We start from the raw sequence: 25,664 nt of genomic DNA, 5'->3' as shown, positions 1-25,664 counted from the left end.
TAAATATATATTTATTCGGAGAATTTCATGGAAACAGTATTAGGTTTTACTGCAATTGCTGTAGCGCTTTTAATTGGTCTAGGCGCTGCGGGCACAGCAATCGGTTTTGGTATTTTAGGTGGTAAATTCCTAGAGGGTGCCGCACGTCAACCAGAAATGGCACCTATGTTACAAGTGAAAATGTTTATTGTTGCAGGTCTTATTGATGCAATCGCAATGATCGGTGTTGGTATTGCATTATTCTTTACTTTTGCAAACCCATTCGTAGGTCAACTTGCGGGCTAATTAACGGATCCTAATTAACCAAATTATTGAGGAGCTGTTATGGATATAAACGCAACCCTATTAGGCCAAGCTATCGCATTTGCGGTATTTGTTTGGTTCTGTATGAAGTATGTGTGGCCACCACTTCTTTCGGCGATAGAAGTTCGTCAAAAGAAAATTTCTGATGGTTTAACACAAGCTGAACGTGCAGGGAAAGATCTTGAATTAGCACAAGCTAAAGCAACTGAAAAGTTGAAAGAAGCTAAGGCACAAGCTGCTGTAATTGTTGATCAAGCAAATAAACGTCGTGCACAAATTATTGAAAAAGCAAAAGATGAAGGTCAAATCGAGCGTAAAAAAATTATTACGCAAGGTGAAGCTGAAGTTGAAGCAGAAATCAATCGTGCACGTGAAAAGTTACGCCGACAAGTTTCCAGTCTTGCTATTGCGGGTGCTGAGAAAATCATTAAGCGTACTGTCGATAAAGAAGCGAACAGCGACATTATCGATAAATTGGTTGCTGAACTATAAGGAGCGAGCTTATGTCTGAATTGACTACCGTAGCTCGTCCTTATGCAAGAGCTGCTTTTGAATTTGCCGTTGATAATAACAAGATCGAAGCTTGGTCTGAGATGCTGTTTTTTACCGCTGAAGTTGTTAATAATCCAACGATGGTAAAATTATTAACAAGTGATAAAGCTGCACAAGAGCTAGCCAAACTATTTCTTAATGTTTGTGAAAACCAACTCGATGAGAGTGGTCAGAACTTAATTAAAATAATGGCTGAAAATGGACGTTTGAGTGTTTTACCTCGCGTTGCACAACTTTTCGCTGCATTAGAAGATGAGCATAGAAAACAGATCGACGTAACCGTCGTCTGTGCTTATGGTCTTTCTAAAAAGCAGCAAGATGAGTTGAGTAAATCGTTAGAAAAACGTCTCGCACGAAAAGTAAATCTACATTGTAGTATTGATAAAACCCTAATTGCCGGATTGGTAATTACTGCGGGTGACTTAGTGATTGATAGCTCTGCTAAAGGTCAACTAGGTCGATTATCTAATACTTTACAATCTTAATGGGAAATTGGCATGCAACTGAATTCCACTGAAATCAGCGACCTTATCAAGCAACGAATTGGAAAATTCGAGGCCGTAAGTGAAGCACGTAATGAAGGTACAATCGTTTCTGTAAGCGATGGTATTGTTCGTATCAATGGCCTTGCTGAATGTATGCAGGGTGAGATGATTGAGCTACCAAATGGTGGCTTTGCGATGGCACTTAACCTTGAGCGTGACTCTGTTGGTGCAGTAGTAATGGGACCTTTCCGTGATCTTCGTGAAGGTCAAAAGGTTAAATCAACTGGACGTATTCTTGAAGTGCCAGTAGGTAAAGGTTTGTTAGGTCGTGTTGTAAACACACTTGGCGCACCAATTGATGGTAAAGGCCCGATTGAAAATGACGGTTATTCTCCCATTGAAGTGATAGCACCTGGCGTAATCGATCGTAAATCTGTTGATCAACCAGTGCAAACTGGCTGGAAATCAATCGATTCAATGGTTCCAATTGGCCGCGGCCAACGTGAATTAATCATCGGTGACCGTCAAGTCGGTAAAACGGCTATTGCAATCGATGCAATCATTAACCAAAAAGACACTGGATTATTTTCAATCTATGTTGCGATTGGTCAGAAAGCATCAACCATTGCAAACGTGGTAAATAAACTTGAAGAGCATGGCGCATTAGAAAATACTATTGTTGTTGTTGCTTCTGCATCTGAAACAGCTGCGCTGCAATACCTGGCACCTTATGCGGGTTGTTCTATGGGTGAATACTTCCGTGACCGTGGTGAAGATGCGCTGATTGTATATGATGATCTGTCTAAACAAGCTGTTGCTTATCGTCAAATTTCACTGCTGCTTAAACGTCCGCCTGGTCGTGAAGCATACCCTGGTGATGTTTTCTACCTTCACTCTCGTCTTCTTGAACGTGCATCTCGTGTAAGCGCTGCTTACGTTGAGGCCTTTACTAAAGGTGCAGTGAAAGGTAAAACCGGTTCTTTAACTGCGTTGCCTATCATTGAAACACAAGGCGGGGATGTATCTGCATTTGTACCTACTAACGTAATTTCCATTACTGACGGTCAGATATTTTTAACAACTGAGCTGTTTAATAGTGGTATTCGTCCTGCGGTTGATCCTGGTATTTCAGTATCACGTGTTGGTGGTTCTGCGCAATGTAAAGTGATCAAAAAACTAGCGGGTGGTATTCGTACCGCACTGGCTCAATACCGTGAATTAGCTGCGTTCGCACAGTTTGCTTCAGATCTTGATGAAACAACACGTAAACAGCTTGACCACGGTAAGAAAGTAACTGAATTAATGAAGCAAAAACAATATGCTCCAATGTCAGTTGCTGAACAAGCATTATCACTGTTTTCAGCAGAGAAAGGTTATCTAACTGATGTTGATGTTTCAGACGTTCTAAGCTTTGAATCATCTCTGCTCTCTTATGCTAAAAATGAGCATGCTGAGTTCTATGCTCAACTTAATGCAACCGGTGATTACAGCAAAGAAATTGAAGGTCAATTCCATGCTATATTGGAAGCTTTCAAAGCGACGCAAACCTGGTAATTAGTTAACTACTTAGACGGTTAATTAATCATTAATTAGGAGCTAGAGAATGGCCGGCGATAAAGAAATTAGAAATAAGATCGCGAGTGTTAAAAATACTCAAAAAATCACTGGTGCCATGGAAATGGTTGCAGCATCAAAGATGCGTCGTGCGCAATTGCGTATGACGAACAGTCTTTCTTATGCTAAAACCATGCGCAAAGTGATTGGTCATATCGCACTTGGTGAATTGGAATATCACCACGCTTATCTTCAAGAAAGAGAGATAAGTCGAGTTGGTTATATTGTTATTTCAAGTGATCGTGGTTTATGTGGCGGTTTAAATATTAACTTATTTAAACCGCTTGTTGCAGCAATGAAAAAACACTCGGAAGCGAATGTTGAAGTTGATTTAGCTGTAATAGGTTCTAAAGCCGCCGCATTCTTCAATGGATTAGGCGCTAATGTAGTTGCTCAAAACTCAGGTTTAGGTGACGCACCATCAGTTAATGATTTAATTGGTTCGGTGAAAATTATGTTAGATGCCTATGACGAAGGTAAAATCGATCGTTTGTTTATAGTAAACAATAAATTCATTAGTACTATGGTTCAAGAGCCCTCAATCAGCCAATTATTACCTCTGCCTAAAGCAGAAGGTGATAAGGAAGTTGCTTCTGATCGCTGGGATTACATTTACGAAGGTGAACCAAAAGATATTTTGGATTCATTATTAGTTCGCTATGTGGAGTCTCAAGTGTATCAGGGTGTTGTGGAAAACTTAGCCTGTGAACAAGTTTCTCGTATGATTGCCATGAAATCGGCAACCGATAATGCGGGTGATATGATTGATGAGTTACAACTTGTTGCCAATAAAGCACGTCAATCTGCAATTACTCAGGAACTTTCTGAGATTTGTAGTGGTGCGGCTGCGGTATAAGCAGATTAACAAATTTTAGAGGATCAGAGATGAGTACAGGTAAAATCATTCAGGTTATCGGTGCTGTTGTGGATGTTGAATTCCCACAAGAAACTGTACCGAATATATACAGTGCCTTGATCGTGACGGCAAAGAATCTAACCATGGAAGTGCAGCAGCAAATTGGCGGCGGCGTTGTTCGTTGTATCGCTATGGGTGCTTCTGATGGTTTAAGTCGCGGTTTAGAAGTGACTGATACAGGTAATCCAATTACAGTACCCGTTGGTACGGCGACATTAGGCCGAATCATGAATGTACTGGGTGAGCCTATTGATATGTGTGGTGAAATTGGTGCAACTGAGCATTACGGAATTCACCGCGAAGCCCCTACATACGAAGAGCAATCAGCTTCTGTCGCTACACTAGAAGTAGGTATTAAAGTTATAGACTTAATATGCCCATTCTCTAAAGGTGGTAAAATCGGCCTATTTGGCGGTGCAGGTGTTGGTAAAACAGTTAACATGATGGAACTTATCAATAATATCGCCTTAAAACATTCAGGTTTGTCTGTTTTTGCCGGTGTTGGTGAGCGTACTCGTGAAGGTAACGATTTCTACTTTGAAATGCAGGAAGCAGGCGTTGTTAACGTTGAAAAACCTGAGTTATCAAAAGTAGCGATGGTTTACGGTCAAATGAATGAGCCACCAGGAAACCGTTTACGTGTTGCCCTGACTGGTTTGACTATGGCTGAGCGTTTCCGTGATGAAGGTAAAGACGTATTATTATTTATTGATAATATATATCGTTATACCCTTGCAGGAACTGAAGTATCTGCTTTATTAGGCCGTATGCCTTCTGCTGTTGGTTATCAACCAACACTTGCGGAAGAGATGGGTGTTCTGCAAGAGCGTATTACTTCAACTAAGACGGGCTCTATTACATCAATCCAGGCGGTATACGTACCTGCGGATGATTTAACCGATCCGGCTCCGGCAACAACCTTTGCTCACTTAGACGCAACAGTTGTACTTAACCGTAGCATCGCATCAATGGGTCTATACCCGGCGATCGATCCCTTAGATTCTACATCTCGTCAACTTGATCCATTAGTTGTTGGCCAAGAGCACTATGATATCGCACGTGGCGTACAGGGTACCCTGCAACGTTATAAAGAGCTGAAAGATATTATTGCGATTCTAGGTATGGATGAATTATCTGAAGAAGATAAGCTGGTCGTATCTCGCGCACGTAAAATTGGTAATTTCTTAACTCAGGCTTATCACGTAGCGGAAGTATTTACTGGTGATCCGGGTATGTACGTACCACTTAAAGACACATTAGCTGGCTTTAAAGGGTTACTCGCTGGCGATTATGATGATCTCCCTGAGCAAGCGTTCCTATACATAGGTGCGATTGAAGAAGCTGTTGAAAAAGCGAAAAAGATGTAATAGCTGGAGATAACTATGACTAAAGCAATGACTACACATTTAGATGTTGTAAGTGCTGAAGAATCTCTTTTTTCTGGGCGCGTTTCACATCTGCAAGTTTCAGGTGAAGAAGGCGAGTTAGGCATTATGCCTGGCCACACGCCACTGTTAACACCTATTAAGCCAGGAATGGTTAAAATGGTTAAGCAGCATGGTGATGAAGAGGTTTTTTATATCTCTGGTGGTTTTCTTGAGGTGCAGCCTGGTGGTGTAACCGTGCTTGCTGATACTGCTATTCGTGGTGTCGATCTTGATAAAGCTAAAGCAGAAGAAGCTAAACGTACGGCACAAGAGCAAATGTCAAATCCGAATAAGGATATTGATTACGCCCTTGTTACTGCTCAATTAGCGCAAGCAATTGCAAAACTGCGTGTTATTAAAATGTTGCGAAAGTAATATTAACTTTTGATCAAAAAGGCGACTAATAAGTCGCCTTTTTTATTTTATTAAAGTGACAGTTTCTTCATTTTAATGGCCCATTCAGGAAGTTCATTTATTCCTTTTTCTGAAATGCTGTAAATACCCCGATCAATCTTTTCAAACCAGCCATAATAATTATCCCTTAAAAATAGCGTTGCCTGCGGTTCATTGATGGCATTTTTTATTTCAAAACCTCGACTTGAGGGCAATTCAGATAAGTATTGTGCCACTCTAATGCAACGCTGGCGATAAGCGGTTAAAACGGCTTTTGTGCAGTTAGAACCCCCTTTTTGAGGATCACCTAGTCGTGTTGAAAACTCTTTTAGCAGTGCACTTTGTTTACGCTTATTTTTACGGGGCAGGTAATAATCCGGGTCATTGATGACTTCAACATATTGCCCCGCTTCCTGCATATCAACAATAATTAAACCAAGGCCTAAACGCTTGATCAGTTTTTTGACTTTGGATGTCTGTTTTTTATAAATAGGGCTGTGCTTGGGAATAGCAATATAGACAGTATCAGCAACAGATAAACGGTCAACCGCTTGTAATAACAGAGTGATATTTAAACTCAATTTCAGTTCAATAATAATTAACGAATTATTTAAATTAGCATCACTTTTTTTAGCGACTATATCACAATGACTAATTTCTCCTTTGACTTGGTAACCGAGGTTTTCAAGAAACCCTTTGATTGGCAGGTAAAGATCAGATTCTTTGAGTTTATTATTCATTTATATTTTTCTATGTTGTTTAAATTGATTGAGTGTTGGAAAGTTAACCATTTAAACAAAAAATGATGGCTAAAATTTTTTTAGGTTAACACAGAAAAACGTTCTAAGCTTTGCTGATTCTGGCAGTTTTTCTTGGTTTTCATAAGGGGAAAGTTGGTCATTTTGAGTCTCAATAAGGTCAACAGACCCTCGTACTCTTACATAAATTTATCGGTATTTTGAGCCGTTTATTCAAGAAGGGCACTCTTTAATATCAGAAAACTTTTGAATCAGCATTTAGCTGATTTTTATTGCCTCTCTGCGCTTTTATGCTTAAACCTTTTATTGTTTTAATACTAATCAATAATCTTATCCTATTCTTAACTTCAATATCAGCTCATCTAACTGATTGGCATTGGTATAATAATCTACCATAGGTATAATGGCAGTCATTTTCCTATCATTAACTCTAAGCCTAAATTATGCAAAAATTCGATACTAAAACATTTCAAGGGCTCATTCTTGCACTGCAAGATTTTTGGGCTCGCCAAGGTTGCGCCATTGTTCAACCGCTTGATATGGAAGTGGGTGCCGGTACCTTTCATCCGCAAACATTTTTACGTTCAATTGGCCCTGAGCCAATGAACAGCGCTTATGTGCAACCTTGCCGTCGACCTACCGATGGTCGTTACGGCGAAAATCCAAACCGTCTACAGCAATACTATCAATTCCAAGTGGTTTTAAAGCCGTCACCAAAAAACATTCAAGATCTTTACTTAAAGTCGCTTGAGGAAATAGGTATTGATACTTCCATTCATGATATCCGTTTTGTAGAGGATAACTGGGAATCACCCACGCTTGGCGCATGGGGACTCGGTTGGGAGATCTGGTTAAACGGCATGGAAGTAACGCAGTTTACTTATTTTCAGCAAGTGGGTGGCTTAGAATGTAGCCCGGTAACCGGTGAAATAACCTATGGCCTGGAGCGCATTGCAATGTATGTGCAGGGCGTTGAAAGTATTTATGACCTTGTCTGGACCGACGGCCCGATGGGTAAATTGACTTACGGTGATATCTTTCATCAAAATGAAGTTGAACAATCAGCTTATAACTTTGAGCATGCCGATGTTGATGCTTTATTTACTCAATTTAATCAGTGTGAAAAAGACAGTCAAAAACTGATCGAAGCGGGACTCGCATTGCCTGCCTATGAACAAGTAATGAAAGCATCTCATGCTTTTAATCTGCTCGATGCACGTCATGCCATTTCGGTCACCGAGCGTCAGCGTTACATACTGCGCGTTCGTGCATTATCAAAAGCAGTTGCTGAAGCGTATTACGGCAAGCGTGAAGCGCTTGGTTTCCCACTTTGCAAAAACCTAGTTAAATAGAGGCAAGTTTCATGGCACAAGAAAATTTATTGATTGAACTGGGAACCGAAGAGTTACCTCCCAAATCACTGCGTAAACTTGCTGAATCTTTTGCAAGTAATGTTGAAGCTGAATTAAAGAAGGCTGAGTTATCCTTTGGTAGCGTCCGCTGGTTAGCATCTCCGCGTCGTCTGGCGTTAGTTGTTGCTAACTTATCGGACTCGCAAGCGGATAAAATAGTGGAAAAACGCGGTCCTGCGGTAAATGTTGCCTTTGATGCCGAAGGTCAGGCGACTAAGGCTGCACAGGGCTGGGCACGTTCAAACGGTATTACCGTTGAGCAAGCCGAGCGTCTAATCACCGATAAAGGCGAATGGTTGTTGTTCAAATCAGAGGTTAAAGGATTATCCGTGGCTCAGCTGATTCCTGAAATCGCTGCGAGTGCCTTGGCCAAATTGCCTATTTCCAAGCCGATGCGCTGGGGATCGAGCAGTACGCAATTTATCCGCCCTGTTCATACGGTGACTATGTTATTTGGTTCCCGCTTAATTAAAGGCGAGTTATTAGGTGTTGAATCCGATCGAGTTATTCGCGGTCATCGTTTTTTAGGTGAAGCTGAATTGATCATTGATCATGCTGATCAATACGAAACATTATTAGATGATAGCGGCAAAGTAATTGTTGATTATGAACGCCGTAAAGCGATTATTCGTGATCAGGTTGAGGCATTGGCAGCCCATGAAAATGGTGTTGCAGATATTGATGAAAGTTTACTTGAAGAGGTTACTTCATTAGTTGAATGGCCGGTAACCTTAGTGGGATCCTTTGAAGATAAATTTTTAGACGTCCCTTCTGAAGCCCTGATCTATACGATGAAAGATAATCAAAAATACTTCCCGGTATTAGATAAAGACGGCAAGCTTTTATCGCGCTTTATTTTTGTTTCGAATATTGTCAGTCGAGATCCTGCACAAGTAATAAGTGGTAACGAAAAAGTGATTCGTCCACGTTTAGCGGATGCTGAATTCTTCTTTGAAACCGATAAAAAGAAAACCTTAGCAAGCCGTTTAGAATCTTTATCAAGTGTTTTATTCCAACAAAAATTAGGCACTTTAAAAGAAAAATCTGAACGTATTGCCAATGTCGCTGAAGATATCGCACTGCAAATTAAAGCCGATACAAAACATGCCCAACGTGCCGGTCTCTTATCTAAAACAGATTTAATGACCGACATGGTCATGGAGTTCCCGGATGTGCAGGGCATTATGGGAATGCATTATGCGTTACATGATGGTGAAGATCAGGAAGTTGCGATTGCTCTAAATGAGCAATACTTACCCCGTTTTGCCGGTGATAAATTACCCACCTCTTTAGTGGCATGCGCTGTTTCCTTAGCAGATAAGCTCGACACTTTAGTGGGTATTTTTGGTATTGGTCAAGCACCGAAAGGCGCTGCAGATCCCTTTGCTCTGCGCCGTGCTGCAATTGGTCTATTGCGTATCATTACCCATAAAAATCTGGATCTGGATCTGGTTGAATTGGTTGAAATTGCGAAGCTGCAATACGGTAATAAATTAACCAACATTAACGTAGTACAGGATGTTGTCGATTTCTTATTCGCCCGATTCCGTGCGACTTATCAAGCTAACGGTTATTCAGTTGAGCTGATTCAATCGGTACTGGTTCGTCGTCCTACTAAACCTGTTGATTTTGAAAAACGTCTGCAAGCTGTTGCCAAGTTTCAAACATTACCGGAAGCGGCTCCCATTGCCGCCGCCAATAAACGTATTAGTAATATACTCGCTAAAGTCAAAGGTGATATAAACGCACAGGTAGACAGCTCTTTACTGCAGGAGCCCGCTGAAATCAAATTATCGGAAATTTTAGCCTCTCTAGAATCAACGCTAAGCCCTTTATTTGATAACTTAGACTACGAGTCAGTGTTGTTTGAACTCGCTTCTCTGAACGAGCCTGTGGATGATTTCTTTGATAATGTGATGGTGATGGCCGAAGATCCGGCTATCAAAGCGAACCGTCTGGCTATTTTAAATCGTTTGCGTAACTTGTTCTTAAAAATTGCCGATGTTTCTGTTTTATAATAGATGATCCCTGCTAAGTAAAATGCTTATTAAAAAGCTCAGTTTTCACTGAGCTTTTTTTGTTACGGATAAAAGCTTCTATTTTCTCTATTTACAAAGTGCTGTTCACACAAATTATTGTTTCACATGAAACATCCCTTCAAAAATAATTAATAAAATACAGGATAGGAACAAAAATGCCCTACTCATTATTTGGAAATAAATTTACACAACATTCAGGCATCACTGAATTAATGGATGATCTTAATGAAGGTGTCCAGGGGGGAGATGATATTTTAATGTTGGGCGGAGGAAATCCTGCCGCCATTCCAGAAATACAAAATAGGCTGCAGGAGCTCATGCAGCAATTATTAACCGAAGGAAAGTTAATTAATACGCTATCAAATTATGATGGCCCGCAGGGAAAAAATACTTTTATCAATGCGCTGGTTGAGTTATTTAATGATCTCTATGATTGGGAATTAACGCCGGAAAACATCATGCTCACCAATGGCAGTCAGAATGCCTTTTTTTACCTCTTTAATCTTCTGGCAGGTAATTTTAGTGATGATAAAAATAAAAAAATATTATTTCCATTAGCACCTGAATATATAGGTTATGCCGATGCCAGTGTTTCTGAGAATGCTTTTGTTGCACAGCGGCCTAAAATAACAGAATTAGCAGACGGATTTTTTAAATATAATGTTGATTTTGATGCTCTGAAAGTAAGCGAAGATATCGGTGCTATCTGCGTTTCCCGGCCGACAAATCCAACCGGTAATGTGTTAACCGACGAGGAGATAAATCATCTTGATAGATTAGCTAAAAAGAATAATATTCCGTTAATTATCGATAATGCCTATGGTACGCCCTTTCCTAATATTATTTTTGAAAATGCCACTCCCTTCTGGAACGCCAATACTATTTTGTGTTTAAGTTTATCTAAATTTGGATTACCCGGAGCGCGTTGCGGTATTGTTATCGCCAAGCCTGAAATTATTAAAGCAATGTCTAGCTTATCCGGTATTACGGCTTTATCCCCGGGTGGTATTGGTCCTGAAATTGTATTACCTTTAGTTAAATCTAAAGAAATTATCCAATTAAGTAATGAGGTCATTAAACCTTTTTATCAAGGAAAAGCGAATAAAGCCATCGAACTTTTAAAATCAAAAATAAGCATACCAGAGTTTAAAATACATAAAGCTGAAGGTGCCTTATTTCTTTGGTTATGGTTTAAAGATTTACCTATCTCTTCCAATGAGTTGTACAAATTACTTAAAAGCAAAGGCCTATTGATTGTATCCGGGCATTACTTTTTCCCTGGTTTAGATCAGAATTGGCAGCATACACAGGAATGTATTCGTGTTAATTATGCACAGGATGACAAGGTCGTTGATAAAGGTATTACTATTCTGGCTGATACCATTAACGAATTGTACGGTAAATAAATAATAGTGTTTCACGTGAAACAGCCAGTTAATTTATTAGCTGGTTATAGCGTTAACATTAAATTGGCTGCATGACGGTAAACAGTTTTCCGCTATCGGCTTGCAGCCTATAAAGTCTAATAGAGTCAGTTTTAATGAATAAATCACTTTTGCTAAGCGCATTTAAAGCAACCGCCCCCGTGTTTTTTGGCTATATTCCGATGGGCATTGCATTTGGCGTTCTGTTTAATGAACTGGGTTTTCACTGGATTTATGCAACCTTGATGGCATTGGTAATTTACGCGGGGGCTGCGCAGTTTATGGCTGTCGGGTTGCTCGCCAATCACGCCGGTTTTACGGAAGTTGCAATCACCACTTTGCTGTTGAATTCACGCCATCTGTTTTATGGTATCTCCCTGATCAATAAGTTTAAGACCCGCGGCTTGCGCAAGTTTTATCTGATCTTCGGATTGACCGATGAAACCTATTCATTGCTGACCGGCACCCGGCCTACTGATGATAAAGATCAGACCAATTTCTATCTGCTGATCACGGTTTTAAATCATAGCTATTGGGTGATTGGCTCTACTTTAGGTGCCATTGTCGGCGCCAATATAAGCTTCAATACCAGCGGGCTTGATTTTACCCTTCCTGCGTTGTTTACGGTGCTGGCAATAGAGCAGTATAAATCGGTGCGCGAATCTTGGCCTTTTGTGATGGCTTTCGCCGTGGCTTTTGTGTCGATTTGGTTATTCAGCCGGGAAAATATGCTGCTAATGTCTATTCTGTTATCTATTATCGTCTTACTGTTGCTTCAGCGCACAAAAAAATCTCCTGAAGTCATCCACAGAGGATCCTTATAATGCAGGATATTAACTACTTACTGCTGTTTATTCTTGTAATGGCGGTCGCTACTTTTATCACTCGGGTTCTGCCGTTTATTCTGCTCTATAAGATAAGCGACCATCCTATGCTGATTTATTTAGGGCGTTATCTGCCGCCGGTCATGATGGTGCTGCTGCTGATTTATTGTTTTAAAGATTTGCGCTTCAGCACTTTTGACGACGGCCCGGCAGAGCTTCTGGCACTTCTTTTAGTCGTTGCTTTGCATCTGTGGCGCGCTAATGCGCTGCTTAGTATTATGGCGGGTACCGGTCTGTATATGTATCTCTCCCAGTCCCTAGTTCTAGCTGGTTAGCTGCTGTTTGTACTTGTTAGCCGTTTTTTTTTCACGTGAAACAATATCGAAACAGCTGTTTTTTATCCTTGCTTTAAAATGAATTTCGTCCTGCTAGCCCGTTACTAACACTAAAAAATTCGAGATAAACATCAAAGTTAAAATATTCTTTTAAATCAATGCTTTAATGTTTTTATTGTGTTGTTATTTGTGCCCTTAATTATTTTTCGGGTGTTATATTATAGCAAACGCATCGCTCGTAGGGTGTCTGCTCAGATACTAAGCTGTCGCTTATTCGCTGCACCGATTACTGCTGCCTGCGGTGCAGAGAATGCACCGCACCGATAACATCAGACTAAATGCAATAATCGATTTATTATTTAAAATTATCCCGGCGGCTTGGTGAGCGTAAATTTTCCCTTTGCTGTAACTGATCATAAATTTAATAGCCGTTTTATTTGAACGCCAACTAGCACCAACTATGACAACAAACGTATAGCTCGTAGGGTGTCTGCTCAGATACTAAGCTGTCGCTTATTCGCTGCACCGCTTACTACTGCCTAGGGTGCATAAAATGCACCCCACCGATAACATCAGACTAAATGCAATAATCGATTTATTATTTAAAATTATCCCGGCGGCTTGGTGAGCGTAAAATTTTCCTTTGCAGCAACTGAGCACGTTTGGTATTACTCAGATGTTTTGCAGGGCAAAAAAAATGCCCGTCAGTGGCAAACTGACGGGCATTTTAGGGTGTTTTACTGTGCTTCTTGTTAGATATCTAAGTTTTCAGCTCGCAGTGCATTTTTTTCTATAAACTCACGTCTAGGTTCAACATGATCGCCCATTAGAGTAGAGAACAGTTGGTCAGCACCCACCGCATCCTGGATTGTTACCTGCAGCATACGACGCGCAGTAGGATCCATAGTGGTTTCCCATAGCTGACCGGGGTTCATCTCTCCCAGTCCTTTATAACGCTGTATATAAAGGCCGCGTTTTGATTCATGCATCAACCAGTTTACCGCTTCAATAAAGTTTTTAACTTCTTTTCTGCGCTCACCACGTTTTATGTATGCGCCCTCTTCCAGAAGGTTCTGTATTTCATTACCCAATGAAACCAAAGATTTGTAACCGGATGATCCAAAAAATTCTTCATCAAGCAGATAGCGGTTATCCACACCATGTTTACGCACGATGAAAATCACGTTGTTGGTTAGTTCATCTTCAGATGTAATGATTTCAGTTTTATAAATTGTGCCACCTAAATCTTCTCGATTTAAGGTTGCGACAACATCATTTGCCCATTCTGATACAAGCGAATAACTAGCCAGATTATCAGCCGAGAGTTCAGGTTTATAGATAAGCTTATCTAAAATCGCAGAGGGATAACGGCGAGATAAACGTGCAATAGTATTTTGAACAGTACGGTAACGCTGAATCATGCTTTCCAGTTCGATCCCGGAAATACCGGGTGCATCGGGATTTATATGCAGTGATGAATTTTCCATTGCTAAGCGGGTTAAGAATGCCTGCATTGCAGCTTCATCTTTGACGTAATCTTCTTGCTTACCTTTTTTAATTTTATATAAAGGCGGTTGAGCAATATAGATGTACCCGTTTTCAATTAACTCCGGCATTTGACGGAAGAAAAAGGTCAGTAACAATGTTCGAATGTGAGAACCATCCACATCGGCGTCGGTCATGATAATAATATGGTGATAACGCGTTTTTTCCGGATTGTATTCATCGCGGCCAATACCACAACCTAAGGCTGTGATTAAGGTTGCCACTTCCTGAGAAGAAAGCATTTTATCAAAGCGTGCTTTTTCAACATTCAGGATTTTACCTTTAAGCGGTAATATCGCCTGGTTTTTACGTGAACGTCCCTGCTTAGCGCTGCCGCCAGCGGAGTCCCCTTCCACAATATAGAGTTCAGAAAGAGCGGGATCTTTTTCCTGACAATCGGCTAGTTTACCGGGTAAACCTGCCAAATCTAAAGCACCTTTACGGCGTGTCATATCACGGGCTTTACGGGCAGCTTCACGTGCGCGTGCTGCATCAATAATTTTACCCGTTATAATTCTGGCCTCAGAAGGATTTTCCAGTAAAAATTCCTGCAGATGTTCATTCATTGCGCCTTCGACAACCGGGCGTACTTCAGATGAAACTAAACGGTCTTTAGTTTGTGATGAGAACTTAGGATCAGGCACTTTTACGGAAATAACAGCGGTTAGACCTTCACGCGAATCACCGCCTTCAGTGGCTGTTTTATTTTTGCTGTTTTTAACCTTGGCGACTTCTTTTTCCATGTAGTTATTTAACGTACGCGTTAATGCACCACGGAAACCTGTTAAATGGGAGCCACCATCTTTTTGCGGAATATTATTGGTAAAACAGTAAATATTTTCCTGGAAACCATCATTCCACTGCATGGCCACTTCTACATTAGTGCCATCTTCATGGTTTGTTGAAAAGTGAAAAATCTTTTGATGGATAGGCGTTTTGTTTTTATTTAAGTAATTAACAAAAGCTTCAATACCCCCTTCATAATGAAAGTGATCGGACTTATCGTCTTCGCGTTTATCAAAAAGTTTGATTGACACGCCAGAGTTTAAGAAAGAAAGCTCGCGTAATCTTTTAGCCAGAATATCGTAGTGAAACAGGGTATCGGAGAATGTTTCTTCACTAGGCCAAAAACGAAGTTCTGTGCCGGTTTGTTCAGTGTCACCAATAACCGCGATCGGTGCCTCGGGTACACCATGAATATAGGTTTGCTGATAAATGTGACCATGGCGTTTAACGGTTAAACGCAGCTTTTGCGAAAGTGCATTAACCACGGAAACACCGACACCATGCAGACCGCCGGAAACTTTATAAGAGTTATCATCAAACTTACCGCCTGCGTGCAGGACTGTCATAATAACTTCGGCTGCTGAAACGCCCTCTTCTTCATGCATATCAACAGGAATACCGCGGCCGTCATCACGTACAGAAACTGAGCCGTCGGTGTGGATTGTAGTGATAATATCAGAACAATAACCGGCCAACGCTTCATCTATTGAGTTATCTAAAACCTCAAAGACCATATGATGTAAACCGGTGCCATCATCTGTGTCGCCAATATACATGCCAGGACGTTTGCGAACTGCATCTAGCCCTTTTAGTACTTTAATATTTGACGAATCATAACTATTTTCAGCCATCAAACTTTCACCTATTCTGCTTTAATCTTACCGTGCTCCACGTGAAACACAGTCTGTTCCTGTCCAAATAATTTATCGATATTTTCTGTTGCAATAACACTGATAAATATTTGGGCATTCGAATCTATAATATGCTTTGCTAATATCTGTTGTTTGTTCTGATCCAATTCAGAACTAAAATCGTCAATTAAAAAAACACACTGTTTATTATCAAAAGAGTTTAAAAATAATCCCTGCGCTAAGCGTAATGCGTAAACAAATAACTTTAACTGCCCTCTTGATAATACATCGCTAACAGGTATTCCATTGATTTTAAAGCGAAGATCTGCTTTTTGAGGTCCAGCGCTGGTATAACCAATTTGTTTGTCGCGATCAAAATTATCGACTAGATAATTTTGTAATGATTTATTGTTTTTATCCCAGCCGCAAAAGAATTGACTGGTAATAGAAAAATCAGGTAAAAAATCGGCTAATGTTTGTTTTACTAATGGCATTAGCAACTCAAAATAAGCTTGTCGTTGTTGACTGATTTCTTCACTTAAAAGACAAAGTTCATTATCCCATATTTGGAGCTCGTTGTAAGTTTTACATTGCTTTAAAGCGGCATTACGTTGCTTTAAAAGCCGTTTAATACGGGACCAGTTAGGGTAAAAAATAGGATCATGGTAGAAAACCCCCCAATCTAAGAAAGCACGGCGGTTTTTGGGGCTTCCTGAGAGTAAAGTGTAACCTTCAGGGGTAATAAGTTGTAATGGCAGGTATTGGGTTAAATTAGCTAATTTTTTGCAGTAACCACCATTAATTTTTAATAAGGTCTCACCACTTTTACTTTTCTGTAAACCAATAGGAATTGAGCCGTTATTATTTTGAATTTCGCTAAAAAGCGTAAAGGATTTAGATTGGTGTTCAACCACGCGGCTGGTTAAATGGGTACGAAAAGAGCGACCCAGTCCGAGAAAGTAAATAGCTTCAAGCAGGGCTGTTTTGCCGCTGCCATTCGGCCCTACGACCACATTTATTTTAGGATTAAAATCGAGCGTGGCCGAGCTGATATTACGAAACTGATGGATAATCAATCTACTGAGTGACATATAACCACACCTTAACGGAGATCATCTTTTTTGAAGTTATAAACGCATTGGCATAAGCACATAAAGTGAGTCATCACTGTCAATAGATTCTATTAAAGCACTGTGATCTGAATTACTAAATGTTATTTTAACCTGTTCACTTTTTAGGGTGTTTAGAACATCCAAAACGTAACTTACATTAAAGCCTATTTCCAGATTGGCGGAGTGATAATCAACATCAATATACTCTTCTGCCTCCTCTCTTTCCGGATTGTTTGCGGTAATTTGCAGGAGATTTTCAGAAAGAATTAAACGCACGCCTCTGAATTTTTCATTGGATAATATGGCAGCCCGCGAAAATGCCTGCTTTAATGATTCTCTATTAGAGATTAACTCTTTATCACCATTTTTAGGGATAACGCGGCGATAATCCGGAAAGCGGCCATCGACCAATTTAGTAGTGAAAATAAAACCATCTATCACGGCGCGCAAATTATTTTGTCCGATTTGAATAGTGACATTTGCCTGATCATTATCGAGCAGTTTAACTAACTCTATCACCCCTTTTCTGGGCACAATCACAGATTGTTGCTCAATGGCCTGATTAAGCTTTATTGAGCAGGATGCGAGTCGATGCCCGTCGGTTGCTACGCTGCGTAATGTCTGTTCAGAAGCTTCAAAATACATGCCGTTAAGATAATAACGCACATCCTGGCTGGCCATCGCAAACTGGGTAAATTCGATCAGTTTTTTAAACTCAGCTTGAGGAACCGTTAATTCAACCAGGCTTTGCCAGGATTCTATATTCGGAAAATCGACGGCAGGCAATGAAGATAGTAAGTAACGACTACGGCCTGAGCGTATGGTTACTTTCTCTTCTTTTACCTGAAACTTGATTTCACAGGGATCAGATAACCCCCGGCAAATATCCAGTAATTTTCGAGCAGGAACCGTAATAACCCCATCCTCACTGGCATTTTCCAGTGCGATAACGGTAATCAGTTCAACTTCCAGATCTGTTCCCGTGAGGCTTAATACGTTATCTTTAACTTCAATTAAAATATTGGCCATTATAGGTAACGCGGGACGCCCGCCGGCGACGGAGCTAACAACGAGTTGCAGAGGACGGAGAAATGCTTCTCTAGAAATTGAAAAATGCATAATCAAACTTACCTTATAGCAATTACATTAAATAAGTGGTCAATGTGAGACGCGGAGGAAATTGACAGGAGCTAGTTATTAAGTCATTTATTCTTTAAATTACTTAATAAGCTGCTCGCTCTGTTTTTAATCCAAATAAATTATCAACAGTTTTGACTGGCTGGCTCAGATCTGCTTGGTCTACATCGAAAGTGTCCGGATCAGAATTTTATAATCCTCTTGGATATCATTATTTTCTCGACGCAACTCTTGGACTTTTCGACAAGCATGTAAAACCGTAGTGTGATCTCGTCCGCCAAATGCCTCTCCAATCTCCGGCAGGCTATGTTGAGTTAACTCTTTAGCCAATGCCATGGCAATTTGACGAGGGCGGGCTACGGTGCGGGTACGGCGCTTTGAAGACATATCAGATATTTTAATACGATAATGCTGAGCGACTATTTTTTGAATATTATCAATAGTCGTTTGTTTAGTATGCACCGCAAGCATATCGCGCAGGGCATCTTGTACCAGAGATATCGTTATACCCTGACCGGTGAATTGTGCTTTTGCAGAAATATTAGCAATCGCCCCTTCTAAAACACGTACGTCGGTGATAGTTAAGCGCTTCGCAATAAAGAAAGCCACATCATCGGGCAGTTTTAGACCGCGTTCTTCCGCTTTAGTGATTAAAATTGCAACGCGTGTTTCCAGTTCAGGCGGATCAATGGGAATCGATAATCCCCAACCAAAACGGGTCCGCAAACGCTCGTCAATACCTTCAATTTCCTTGGGAAAACGGTCACTGGTTAAAATAACCTGTTGGTGCGCATCCAACATAGAATTAAAGGTTTGGAAAAGCACTTCTTGAGAGCGATCTTTACCGGCAAAGAAATGAATATCATCAATAAGCAGCGCATCAAGTGATGCATAATATTCTTTAAACTGTTCGATAGTATTGTTACGGATAGAGTTGATCATATCCTGCACAAAACGTTCTGAGCGGATATAAACCACTTTACTGTCAGGATTTTCTGCGACGATAGCATTGCCAACAGCGTGTAATAAATGTGTTTTGCCCAAACCTGGATGCGCATATAAAAACAGAGGATTGTATACATCACCTGGATTTTCAGCTATTTGCTGAGTTGTTGCGATAGCGAAGTTGTTTGATTTACCTTCAACAAAGTTATCAAAAGTGTATTTTTTTATTAAATTACTTTTGTGAGGCACTCTATTGGCTTTGCTCTCCCCTTCCCAAGGTTGATTGGTAATCGGTGCCTGAGCTGGTATTTGCTTTGCTGGTTTTTTTTCAACAGAGCTAACATTACCCACCATTAAACGAATCTTAACCGAGTGATTAGGATTTTCCTGATTAACAAGTTGTTGAACCTTATCTTCAATGGTCGCCATGTATTTGTTACGCACCCATTCGCTGGTATATTTATTAGGAGAATAAAGCGACAGGGTTGAATGATTAAAATCTGCTTGAAGAGGACGTAACCAAGTACTAAAGTCTCCGGCTGACAGTTCATCTTTTAATTGTGCTAGGCACTCTTGCCAAATTGCCAGGGACATCACTAACTCCAGTTATTAAATTCGGGCGCATAATTCTACCGCTAAGATCTGTTTTCCGCCACAAGATCCGTGCATAAATAAGTAAAAAAGATCCTTGTGTTTATGATCATTAAATGCACCTTGATTAGTTTTTTGTATTAAATGCCGCTTGCTTAAAAAATTTTTGTTTTATCTGTTTCTCAAGGGCTGTTTTTTCAAGCGCTTTATCCGTTGCCCGCTAAAATTTATCTGTTTTAATCAGCGAAAAGAGAAAATTATATTATTCAAGATAGCTTGTTTTATGAGGTTTATTTGATAAGTTAGTGCTTACTTTTTTATTTTTAAGCGTGATTAACGGTATCTGTTAGCATTCTTTTACGGGGGGTGTACGCATTTTAAAAGCTTTTAAATTAGGGGGTAACTGCTGCTAAAAAAGGTCTTAATACTCTTTATAAATGACCGTGTATTAGAATATCCTCATTGCTGGGTTGTTTATGTACTAAAGGTGCTAATCCTTCTGCGAGGGCCTGTTTATAGACTTGATTCATTTTTAACGCTAAATAAAGATCTGAACGAATCAGTACCCCGCCATCGGTGGTTGATACGCCGGCCAATTCACACCACTTGATCATTTGCCGCTTGCGTCCAGCTACCACCAGACGAATACCGGTCTGTTTTAATACCATATGCAAATCTGCAAGCATGGCCATCACACTTAAATCTAAGTGTGTAAAACAAGGTACTGCATCAATAATTAAACACTCAATCCCCTCTTCTCCTGCGACTTTGCCAAGCAGCTGACGTTTGAAGTATAGAGCATTAAAGTAGGTCAGCGGTGAATTAAAGCGATAGATAAATACACCATGAATAGCTTGAGCTTTATCGGAACTGTCTATGCTGCGCATTATTCCTTTATTATCAATACCTAACACCTGCTCCGTCGGGCGCATCACCACCCGCAAAAATTGGAATAAACCTAACAGTACAGCCAGAGTAATCCCGGGAATAACACCAATAAAGAGCACGGCTAATAAGGTTGTTAAGGCCAGAAAAAAGGCCGAATTATCACGTTTTTGAAGCTGCCACAGCGCTTTTAGATCAATCAGTGATAAGGATGCAATGACCAGTACAATGCCCAATGCTGCCGAAGGGATATATTGTAATGGTGCGGTCAAAAATAATGCGACTAGGGTAATTAACACAGCCGCTATAATGGAGACCAACTGCGTTTTCCCACCATTAGCGTCATTAACGGCGGTGCGCGAATCAGCACCGCTGACGGCAAATCCCTGCGAGAATGCGGAAGCTATATTAGCCAGACCCAAGGCCATAAACTCTTTATCGGCATCAATATCATAACCATTTTTGGCTGCAAAACTGCGTGCCGTTAGCATCATACTGACAAAGCTTACCATCGCCAGATTAAGTGCCGGCATAACTAGTTCACGTGTGATACCAAAATCAAAGGTTGGTGTCTGAAACACCGGCAGTCCAGATTGAATTACCCCGACTGTCTTAATCTCAAAGGTTCCCAAGTTAAAGAACCAGACCGCAAAAGCGGTCATTATCATCACTGCCAATGCGGACGAAAACGTTTAATCAATAAAAACACAGATAAAGCGACTAAGCTTACCAAGATCGTCGGTCTATGAAATTGAGTCATATAATGCGGCAAATCAGCCAGGCGCTCAATCAGATAACGGTGTTCAAAGCTAAAGCCAAAAACATTAGAAAATTGACTGACAATAATAGTGATTGCCACACCATTTAACAGCCCCATTAAAATCGGTTTGGACAGGAAGTCAGCCAGCACCCCAAGCTTAAATCGACTGGCAAGCAAACACCAAACACCGGTCATTCCGGTCATGGTCATCACCAATTGCCAATGTTTAACCGGATCCCCTGCTGCTAAAGGGGTCACAACCGCCGCAATCACTGCACAGGTTGCCGCATCGGGGCCGACTATTAATTGCCGTGAACTGCCAAATAGCGCATAAACCAACATCGGAAAAATACAGGAATACAAGCCTACGACTGCATTGACGCCGGTCAATTGGGCATAGGCAATAGCCACCGGCAGGGCAACAGCCACCACGGATAACGCCGCGCGGAGATCATCACGAAACCATCGCTTTTGGTAATTCAGCAATCCTTTTAAGCCGGGCATAAAGGAATATAAGCGAGCAAACTTCAAGGGGGACCTCTGTTGTCTTTCGAGCGTTAGAAATAAGAAAGTGACCAATATTATAGTAGTCAAAAATAAAAATAATGTTATTAATAAAGGAGACATTAAAAGCGCTGCATTGACGGCTCAATTTAGTATTACACTTAAGCTCATATACAGCATAGGAGTAATATGATGGTCAAAAAATATTTCGTTTTTGTCGCGGGTTTGTCAGTGAGTTTGGTTTGTTTAGTGTCTCTATTTTGGCCGGCTATGTTGTGGGGTTTGATTATCATTCTACCTGTTACCCTGCTGGGTCTTTGGGATATGCGCCAGACTAAACATGCACTTAGGAGAAATTTTCCTGTGCTAGGCCATGTACGCTGGATAACCGAGTATGTTCGCCCCTATCTGCGCCAGTATCTTTTTGAATCAGAAACCGATGGTGTGCCCATTAACCGTATGTTTCGTTCAGTGATTTATCAAAGAGCTAAAGGTGAGCGCGATACTATACCCTATGGCACTAAGGTTGATACGCAGCGAGTTGGTTATGAGTGGATCGGGCATTCACTGGCGGCTTGTCATGTTAACCGGGCAATCTGCGATTGCCGTGTCAGCATCGGCGGATTCGATTGCCTGCAACCCTACAGTGCCAGTATCTTTAATATCTCCGCCATGAGTTTTGGGGCATTAAGCAATAATGCCATTCTGGCGCTTAATAAAGGCGCTAAATCAGGCGGGTTTGCTCATAATACCGGTGAGGGCAGTGTTAGCCCTTATCATTTGCGCCACGGCGGGGATTTAATTTGGCAGATTGGCACGGGCTATTTTGGTTGCCGGGATAAACTGGGCAACTTTAGCGCGGAAAATTTTGCAAAAACAGCCTTATTGAATAGCGTGAAAATGATTGAAATTAAATTATCCCAGGGGGCAAAACCGGGCCATGGCGGTATACTGCCCGGTGATAAAAACAGCATAGAAATAGCGCAGATAAGAGGCGTTATTGCAGGGGTAACGGTTAACTCCCCCGCTATCCATTCCGCTTTTTCAACACCCCTAGAGATGATGTTCTTTATTCGACAGTTACGCCAACTTTGCGGCGCTAAACCGATAGGTTTTAAGCTCTGTGTCGGCAACAAGAGTGAGTTTTTTGCACTCTGTAAAGCGATGCTAAAAACTGGCATAAAGCCTGATTTCATTACCGTTGATGGCGGAGAAGGTGGCACCGGAGCTGCACCTTTAGAGTTTTCTAATTCAGTGGGTATGCCGTTACGGGAAGGTTTGAGTTTTGTTTGTGATACGCTGATTGGCTTTGGCCTGAAAGATGAAATTAAAGTCATTGCCAGCGGCAAGATTTTTACCGGTTTTCATCTGGTTAAAAATATCGCACTCGGGGCTGATCTGTGTAATAGCGCCCGCGGTATGATGATAGCATTAGGTTGTGTGCAGTCTTTAATCTGTAATACCAATAAATGCCCGACCGGTATCGCAACTCAGGATCCCAATTTAGTCAGTGGACTGGTGGTTGAGAATAAAGCCACCCGGGTTGCCTCATTTCACCATAAAACCGTGCAGGCAGCCATGCAGATTATTAACGCTGCCGGGCTTGAGTCTGCAAGCCAGCTTAACCGCGCACATATTTACCGGCGTACCAGTCAAACCGCTATTTTACGCTTTGATGAAATTTACCCTTATCCGGCCAAAAGCAGTTTTCTTGCAGCAGACTATCCGAAAAACGTGACGCGGGAGATGCTAGAGTCGACTGCGGAGAGTTTTTTACCTGAGCATAGTGTGGTCAAATCCAGCGCCGGTTTAACCGCTCTGGATTAATTGATATCTGTTTTTTGGGTGTGTCAATTCAGGTGGTCTTGCGCAGTGAAAGTTGATTTAGTAAAAAGCAGGCATAAAAAAACCCCACCAAAGTGAGGTTTTTATTATTTAATGTGTTTATTGGCTAAGCCGCTAAATTAGAAAATGTATTTAAAGCGCACACGACCGCCAACTACGTCATCTTTAGTTTCATTATTAAGTTCAGCTTGTGACCAACCTGCACCTAAGTAGATATCAAAATTATCGATTTCCATAATTGCTGGGATTTTGTAAGAAGCATAAACCTGTGTTTCTGTGGTATCAAGTGTATTTGAATCAGAATCAGACTCACCGTATAATGCGGCAATAAAGAAGTTGTTGTATTGTGCGTTAAGTCCTGCTGTATAAGAATCTATTGAATCAGCTTGGATTCTATCATCTGCTAAGTAAGCAGCACGAGCCGTTAAGGTTAACTCATCCGTTGCCTGCAGACTGAGCGAACCACCCGCACCGATCCAATCGGCATTGTCAGTAATACCATCGTCATCACCATCGATGGGTAATTCAAGGCCTAAAGCCATTGAGACTTTGTCACTTAAATCGGCGGTTACAACAGGACGAAGGATCACAGTGTTACCACTGTCCTTTGACTGAGCCGTTAACTCAAAGCCAGCTCCTGCCATTGCTTTATTAAAGGTCATTTGAGCGCCACCGTCATCATCATTACGGCCGCGAGCATAGTTTGCGCGGTACATAGTCGTACCAGACTCAGCTATATAAGTATCCTGACCTGCTGGTGAAAGATCTTGTGCTTCAAAATGCCCAGCCGTTAGGCTCCAGTCATTTTGCATACCGAAGGAAAATTTAACATCATCAGTACCAATGCCGCCATTTTGGCCGAATGTAGGTGCTACTGCAAAAGAGGCAAACCCACCGTTGTCTAAAACTTTTTCTCCATGGATATCAATTAATAAACGGCCGCTTCCGGCAAAATCTGACTTGGCAGTAGTCGCAGGAGCGGTTATGTTACCATCAGTATCAGCCCATGTTTCACCGGTTTGCGTTGTGTAATCAAACTCAACATCACCACCCAGGTATAAAGAACCGGCTGCAGTATCAAATGTTTGACCTGCATTCGCTGCAGATGCTACCAATAAAGTCAGAATGCTTGAAGCTAGAATAGATTTTTTCATAATTTTTACTTTCCTTAGTTATCATAGATACCTGAGTTATCCAGGGTTTGTTTGATTTTTTTTTGCTTTGTTACTGATCTTTTCTTGACTTAAGATATCTAATAAGAATTGGCCGTGCAAATTAGAAATTGTATTTCTATGTTTTTTTGTGAACTGTTTTACAGTTTTACTGTCCAAAATGTGAGCAATCCTGCAAAAATCAGGATTAATTATGAGTAGCTGCAACTTAAACAACAAATAATCGGCCTGCGCAAAGCAAAACTGAGACAATATAAGAGTTTTTCAGAGTGCTTAAGATTATGGCTAAAATGCACACTGAGTCTTTTATGCGTGCAATCCGCCATATAACAGTCCTATTAAAATGGGGTTGGATAGAAAGTAGGCTAGCATGCCAAGCCTAAATCTACTGCCAAGCAAACCCCAAAGACTTGTTATGGTCATAACCCCTCGCCAATCCTTAACTGTGCTAAGGGGGGAAACTGCCACAATAACCGCACAAGTCGCTGCATCGGACCCGCTATTAATTACCGAGAACTGCCAAATAACGAATAAACCAACATCGGCAGAATATAATCCTATTAGCGCATAACATAGGTCAATTGTGCATAGGCAATAGCAACCACCACCACTTATTTCCGCTGATAATTTCGCAGTCCTTCTGATACCAATGCCACTCATTAAGTGATCTATGTAGACTCAGGAAAAATTCATGAAAGCAAGGCATTGATTGCAGTAACGAGTTGTTCTAATTTCAAAAAATAGTAGGTAACTCTATTGTGAACAGCTCCAGCTGGCCAAGAAAGGGTGAATAACAGGATGTTATGAAGCAAAGAATAAAACGTGGTTTTATGTCGAGCTAGAAGGTGTTTTAACAAGCAGAAATAAGCAGAAAATTAATGGATTTGGTATTAGATTACGGATAAAAGCTATTTTTTGTAAACGCCGAATAGCGCACTTACCAATAGAAAACCGGGTTATGGTGGGTGCTGATTTTTTTTGAAAATTCAGGCATAAAAAAACCCCACCGAAGTGAGGTTTTTATTATTTAATCTGTTTATCGGCTAAGC

The 25,664-nt window shown here is 40.9% G+C and carries 19 protein-coding genes and 2 pseudogenes; 13 read left to right on the top strand and 8 right to left on the bottom strand.

The window, feature by feature from the left end; translation table 11 throughout:
• Positions 1–27 precede the first annotated feature (27 nt).
• Genes atpE through CXF72_RS08320 form a run of 7 tightly spaced genes read left to right on the top strand, consistent with a single transcriptional unit; the run spans position 28 to position 5,672 of the window.
• Positions 28–285, top strand: coding sequence for a F0F1 ATP synthase subunit C (gene atpE / locus CXF72_RS08350; protein ID WP_101038515.1), 258 nt, complete (start codon positions 28–30; stop codon positions 283–285).
• Positions 286–324: 39 nt separating this feature from the next.
• The gene (atpF, locus tag CXF72_RS08345) at positions 325–795 is read left to right on the top strand and encodes a F0F1 ATP synthase subunit B (RefSeq protein ID WP_101038514.1); all 471 of its coding nucleotides are present in this window, start codon (positions 325–327) and stop codon (positions 793–795) included.
• Positions 796–806: 11 nt separating this feature from the next.
• A complete protein-coding gene (gene atpH / locus CXF72_RS08340) occupies positions 807–1,340 on the top strand; it encodes a F0F1 ATP synthase subunit delta (RefSeq protein ID WP_101038513.1) in 534 nt (177 codons plus the stop codon).
• A 12-nt stretch (positions 1,341–1,352) separates the two neighbouring features.
• Positions 1,353–2,894 (top strand): F0F1 ATP synthase subunit alpha, encoded by a 1,542-nt coding sequence (atpA, locus tag CXF72_RS08335; protein WP_101038512.1) that lies wholly within the window; start codon positions 1,353–1,355, stop codon positions 2,892–2,894.
• A 49-nt stretch (positions 2,895–2,943) separates the two neighbouring features.
• A complete protein-coding gene (gene atpG, locus CXF72_RS08330; RefSeq protein WP_101038511.1) occupies positions 2,944–3,810 on the top strand; it encodes a F0F1 ATP synthase subunit gamma in 867 nt (288 codons plus the stop codon).
• Between the two features lie 29 nt (positions 3,811–3,839).
• Positions 3,840–5,237 (top strand): F0F1 ATP synthase subunit beta, encoded by a 1,398-nt coding sequence (gene atpD, locus CXF72_RS08325; protein ID WP_101038510.1) that lies wholly within the window; start codon positions 3,840–3,842, stop codon positions 5,235–5,237.
• A gap of 15 nt (positions 5,238–5,252) precedes the next feature.
• Entirely contained in the window at positions 5,253–5,672 is a 420-nt protein-coding gene (locus tag CXF72_RS08320) for a F0F1 ATP synthase subunit epsilon (RefSeq protein ID WP_101038509.1), read from the top strand.
• Between the two features lie 50 nt (positions 5,673–5,722).
• Here the strand turns inward: CXF72_RS08320 and CXF72_RS08315 are convergent, their stop codons facing one another.
• Positions 5,723–6,430, bottom strand: coding sequence for a DUF2161 domain-containing phosphodiesterase (locus CXF72_RS08315; protein WP_101038508.1), 708 nt, complete (start codon positions 6,428–6,430; stop codon positions 5,723–5,725).
• A 461-nt stretch (positions 6,431–6,891) separates the two neighbouring features.
• Between CXF72_RS08315 and glyQ the strand changes: the two genes are divergently transcribed.
• The 5 genes from glyQ to CXF72_RS08290 all read left to right on the top strand — a co-directional run bounded on the left by glyQ (position 6,892) and on the right by CXF72_RS08290 (position 12,482).
• Positions 6,892–7,800 carry a glycine--tRNA ligase subunit alpha gene (glyQ, locus tag CXF72_RS08310; RefSeq protein ID WP_101038507.1) on the top strand — a complete coding sequence of 303 codons (909 nt, stop codon included), beginning with the start codon at positions 6,892–6,894 and terminating at the stop codon, positions 7,798–7,800.
• Between the two features lie 11 nt (positions 7,801–7,811).
• Entirely contained in the window at positions 7,812–9,878 is a 2,067-nt protein-coding gene (glyS, locus tag CXF72_RS08305) for a glycine--tRNA ligase subunit beta (RefSeq protein WP_101038506.1), read from the top strand.
• Positions 9,879–10,054: 176 nt separating this feature from the next.
• Positions 10,055–11,305, top strand: a complete 1,251-nt coding sequence (locus tag CXF72_RS08300) for a valine--pyruvate transaminase (protein WP_101038505.1) — start codon at positions 10,055–10,057, stop codon at positions 11,303–11,305.
• Positions 11,306–11,439: 134 nt separating this feature from the next.
• Positions 11,440–12,147 carry an AzlC family ABC transporter permease gene (locus CXF72_RS08295; RefSeq protein ID WP_101038504.1) on the top strand — a complete coding sequence of 236 codons (708 nt, stop codon included), beginning with the start codon at positions 11,440–11,442 and terminating at the stop codon, positions 12,145–12,147.
• Positions 12,147–12,482 (top strand): branched-chain amino acid transporter permease, encoded by a 336-nt coding sequence (locus CXF72_RS08290; RefSeq protein WP_101038503.1) that lies wholly within the window; start codon positions 12,147–12,149, stop codon positions 12,480–12,482. The genes CXF72_RS08295 and CXF72_RS08290 overlap by 1 nt, the downstream gene beginning before the upstream one ends.
• 752 nt (positions 12,483–13,234) lie before the next feature.
• Here CXF72_RS08290 and gyrB read toward each other — a convergent pair.
• From gyrB to CXF72_RS08265, 5 genes and pseudogenes are all read right to left on the bottom strand, one after another.
• The gene (gene gyrB, locus CXF72_RS08285; protein ID WP_101038502.1) at positions 13,235–15,664 is read right to left on the bottom strand and encodes a DNA topoisomerase (ATP-hydrolyzing) subunit B; all 2,430 of its coding nucleotides are present in this window, start codon (positions 15,662–15,664) and stop codon (positions 13,235–13,237) included.
• A gap of 11 nt (positions 15,665–15,675) precedes the next feature.
• A complete protein-coding gene (recF, locus tag CXF72_RS08280; RefSeq protein ID WP_101038501.1) occupies positions 15,676–16,755 on the bottom strand; it encodes a DNA replication/repair protein RecF in 1,080 nt (359 codons plus the stop codon).
• A gap of 36 nt (positions 16,756–16,791) precedes the next feature.
• On the bottom strand, positions 16,792–17,895 hold the full coding sequence (dnaN, locus tag CXF72_RS08275) for a DNA polymerase III subunit beta (RefSeq protein ID WP_101038500.1): 1,104 nt from the start codon (positions 17,893–17,895) through the stop codon (positions 16,792–16,794).
• 180 nt (positions 17,896–18,075) lie between these two features.
• Positions 18,076–19,452, bottom strand: coding sequence for a chromosomal replication initiator protein DnaA (gene dnaA, locus CXF72_RS08270; protein ID WP_101038499.1), 1,377 nt, complete (start codon positions 19,450–19,452; stop codon positions 18,076–18,078).
• A gap of 428 nt (positions 19,453–19,880) precedes the next feature.
• A pseudogene (locus CXF72_RS08265) lies at positions 19,881–21,598 on the bottom strand (SulP family inorganic anion transporter).
• Positions 21,599–21,790: 192 nt separating this feature from the next.
• On the opposite strand from CXF72_RS08265, the gene CXF72_RS08260 reads away from it, so the two are divergent.
• Positions 21,791–23,425, top strand: coding sequence for an FMN-binding glutamate synthase family protein (locus CXF72_RS08260; protein ID WP_101038498.1), 1,635 nt, complete (start codon positions 21,791–21,793; stop codon positions 23,423–23,425).
• A gap of 137 nt (positions 23,426–23,562) precedes the next feature.
• On the opposite strand, the gene CXF72_RS08255 is transcribed toward CXF72_RS08260, so the two are convergent.
• Together CXF72_RS08255 and CXF72_RS19800 are read right to left on the bottom strand one after the other, a co-directional pair.
• Positions 23,563–24,597 (bottom strand): carbohydrate porin, encoded by a 1,035-nt coding sequence (locus tag CXF72_RS08255; protein ID WP_101038497.1) that lies wholly within the window; start codon positions 24,595–24,597, stop codon positions 23,563–23,565.
• Positions 24,598–24,936: 339 nt separating this feature from the next.
• Positions 24,937–25,217: pseudogene (locus tag CXF72_RS19800) on the bottom strand (SulP family inorganic anion transporter); the annotation flags it as partial.
• Positions 25,218–25,664 lie beyond the last annotated feature (447 nt).

The organism is Psychromonas sp. MB-3u-54 (assembly GCF_002836415.1).
Taxonomy (GTDB): domain Bacteria; phylum Pseudomonadota; class Gammaproteobacteria; order Enterobacterales; family Psychromonadaceae; genus Psychromonas.
The sequence above is the reverse complement of the archived record's forward strand: the minus strand, read 5'-3'. Positions and strand labels throughout refer to the sequence as shown.

Excerpts from the sequence above, each read along its gene's own strand:
- glyQ (WP_101038507.1), top strand. The coding sequence starts at position 6,892 with ATGCAAAAATTCGATACTAAAACATTTCAAGGGCTCATTCTTGCACTG.
- atpF (WP_101038514.1), top strand. The coding sequence starts at position 325 with ATGGATATAAACGCAACCCTATTAGGCCAAGCTATCGCATTTGCGGTA.
- CXF72_RS08320 (WP_101038509.1), top strand. The coding sequence starts at position 5,253 with ATGACTAAAGCAATGACTACACATTTAGATGTTGTAAGTGCTGAAGAA.
- CXF72_RS08300 (WP_101038505.1), top strand. The coding sequence starts at position 10,055 with ATGCCCTACTCATTATTTGGAAATAAATTTACACAACATTCAGGCATC.
- CXF72_RS08260 (WP_101038498.1), top strand. The coding sequence starts at position 21,791 with ATGGTCAAAAAATATTTCGTTTTTGTCGCGGGTTTGTCAGTGAGTTTG.
- atpA (WP_101038512.1), top strand. The coding sequence starts at position 1,353 with ATGCAACTGAATTCCACTGAAATCAGCGACCTTATCAAGCAACGAATT.
- gyrB (WP_101038502.1), bottom strand. The coding sequence starts at position 15,664 with ATGGCTGAAAATAGTTATGATTCGTCAAATATTAAAGTACTAAAAGGG.
- atpE (WP_101038515.1), top strand. The coding sequence starts at position 28 with ATGGAAACAGTATTAGGTTTTACTGCAATTGCTGTAGCGCTTTTAATT.
- CXF72_RS08255 (WP_101038497.1), bottom strand. The coding sequence starts at position 24,597 with ATGAAAAAATCTATTCTAGCTTCAAGCATTCTGACTTTATTGGTAGCA.
- CXF72_RS08315 (WP_101038508.1), bottom strand. The coding sequence starts at position 6,430 with ATGAATAATAAACTCAAAGAATCTGATCTTTACCTGCCAATCAAAGGG.
- CXF72_RS08295 (WP_101038504.1), top strand. The coding sequence starts at position 11,440 with ATGAATAAATCACTTTTGCTAAGCGCATTTAAAGCAACCGCCCCCGTG.
- recF (WP_101038501.1), bottom strand. The coding sequence starts at position 16,755 with ATGTCACTCAGTAGATTGATTATCCATCAGTTTCGTAATATCAGCTCG.
- CXF72_RS08290 (WP_101038503.1), top strand. The coding sequence starts at position 12,147 with ATGCAGGATATTAACTACTTACTGCTGTTTATTCTTGTAATGGCGGTC.
- dnaA (WP_101038499.1), bottom strand. The coding sequence starts at position 19,452 with ATGTCCCTGGCAATTTGGCAAGAGTGCCTAGCACAATTAAAAGATGAA.
- atpD (WP_101038510.1), top strand. The coding sequence starts at position 3,840 with ATGAGTACAGGTAAAATCATTCAGGTTATCGGTGCTGTTGTGGATGTT.
- glyS (WP_101038506.1), top strand. The coding sequence starts at position 7,812 with ATGGCACAAGAAAATTTATTGATTGAACTGGGAACCGAAGAGTTACCT.
- atpG (WP_101038511.1), top strand. The coding sequence starts at position 2,944 with ATGGCCGGCGATAAAGAAATTAGAAATAAGATCGCGAGTGTTAAAAAT.
- atpH (WP_101038513.1), top strand. The coding sequence starts at position 807 with ATGTCTGAATTGACTACCGTAGCTCGTCCTTATGCAAGAGCTGCTTTT.
- dnaN (WP_101038500.1), bottom strand. The coding sequence starts at position 17,895 with ATGCATTTTTCAATTTCTAGAGAAGCATTTCTCCGTCCTCTGCAACTC.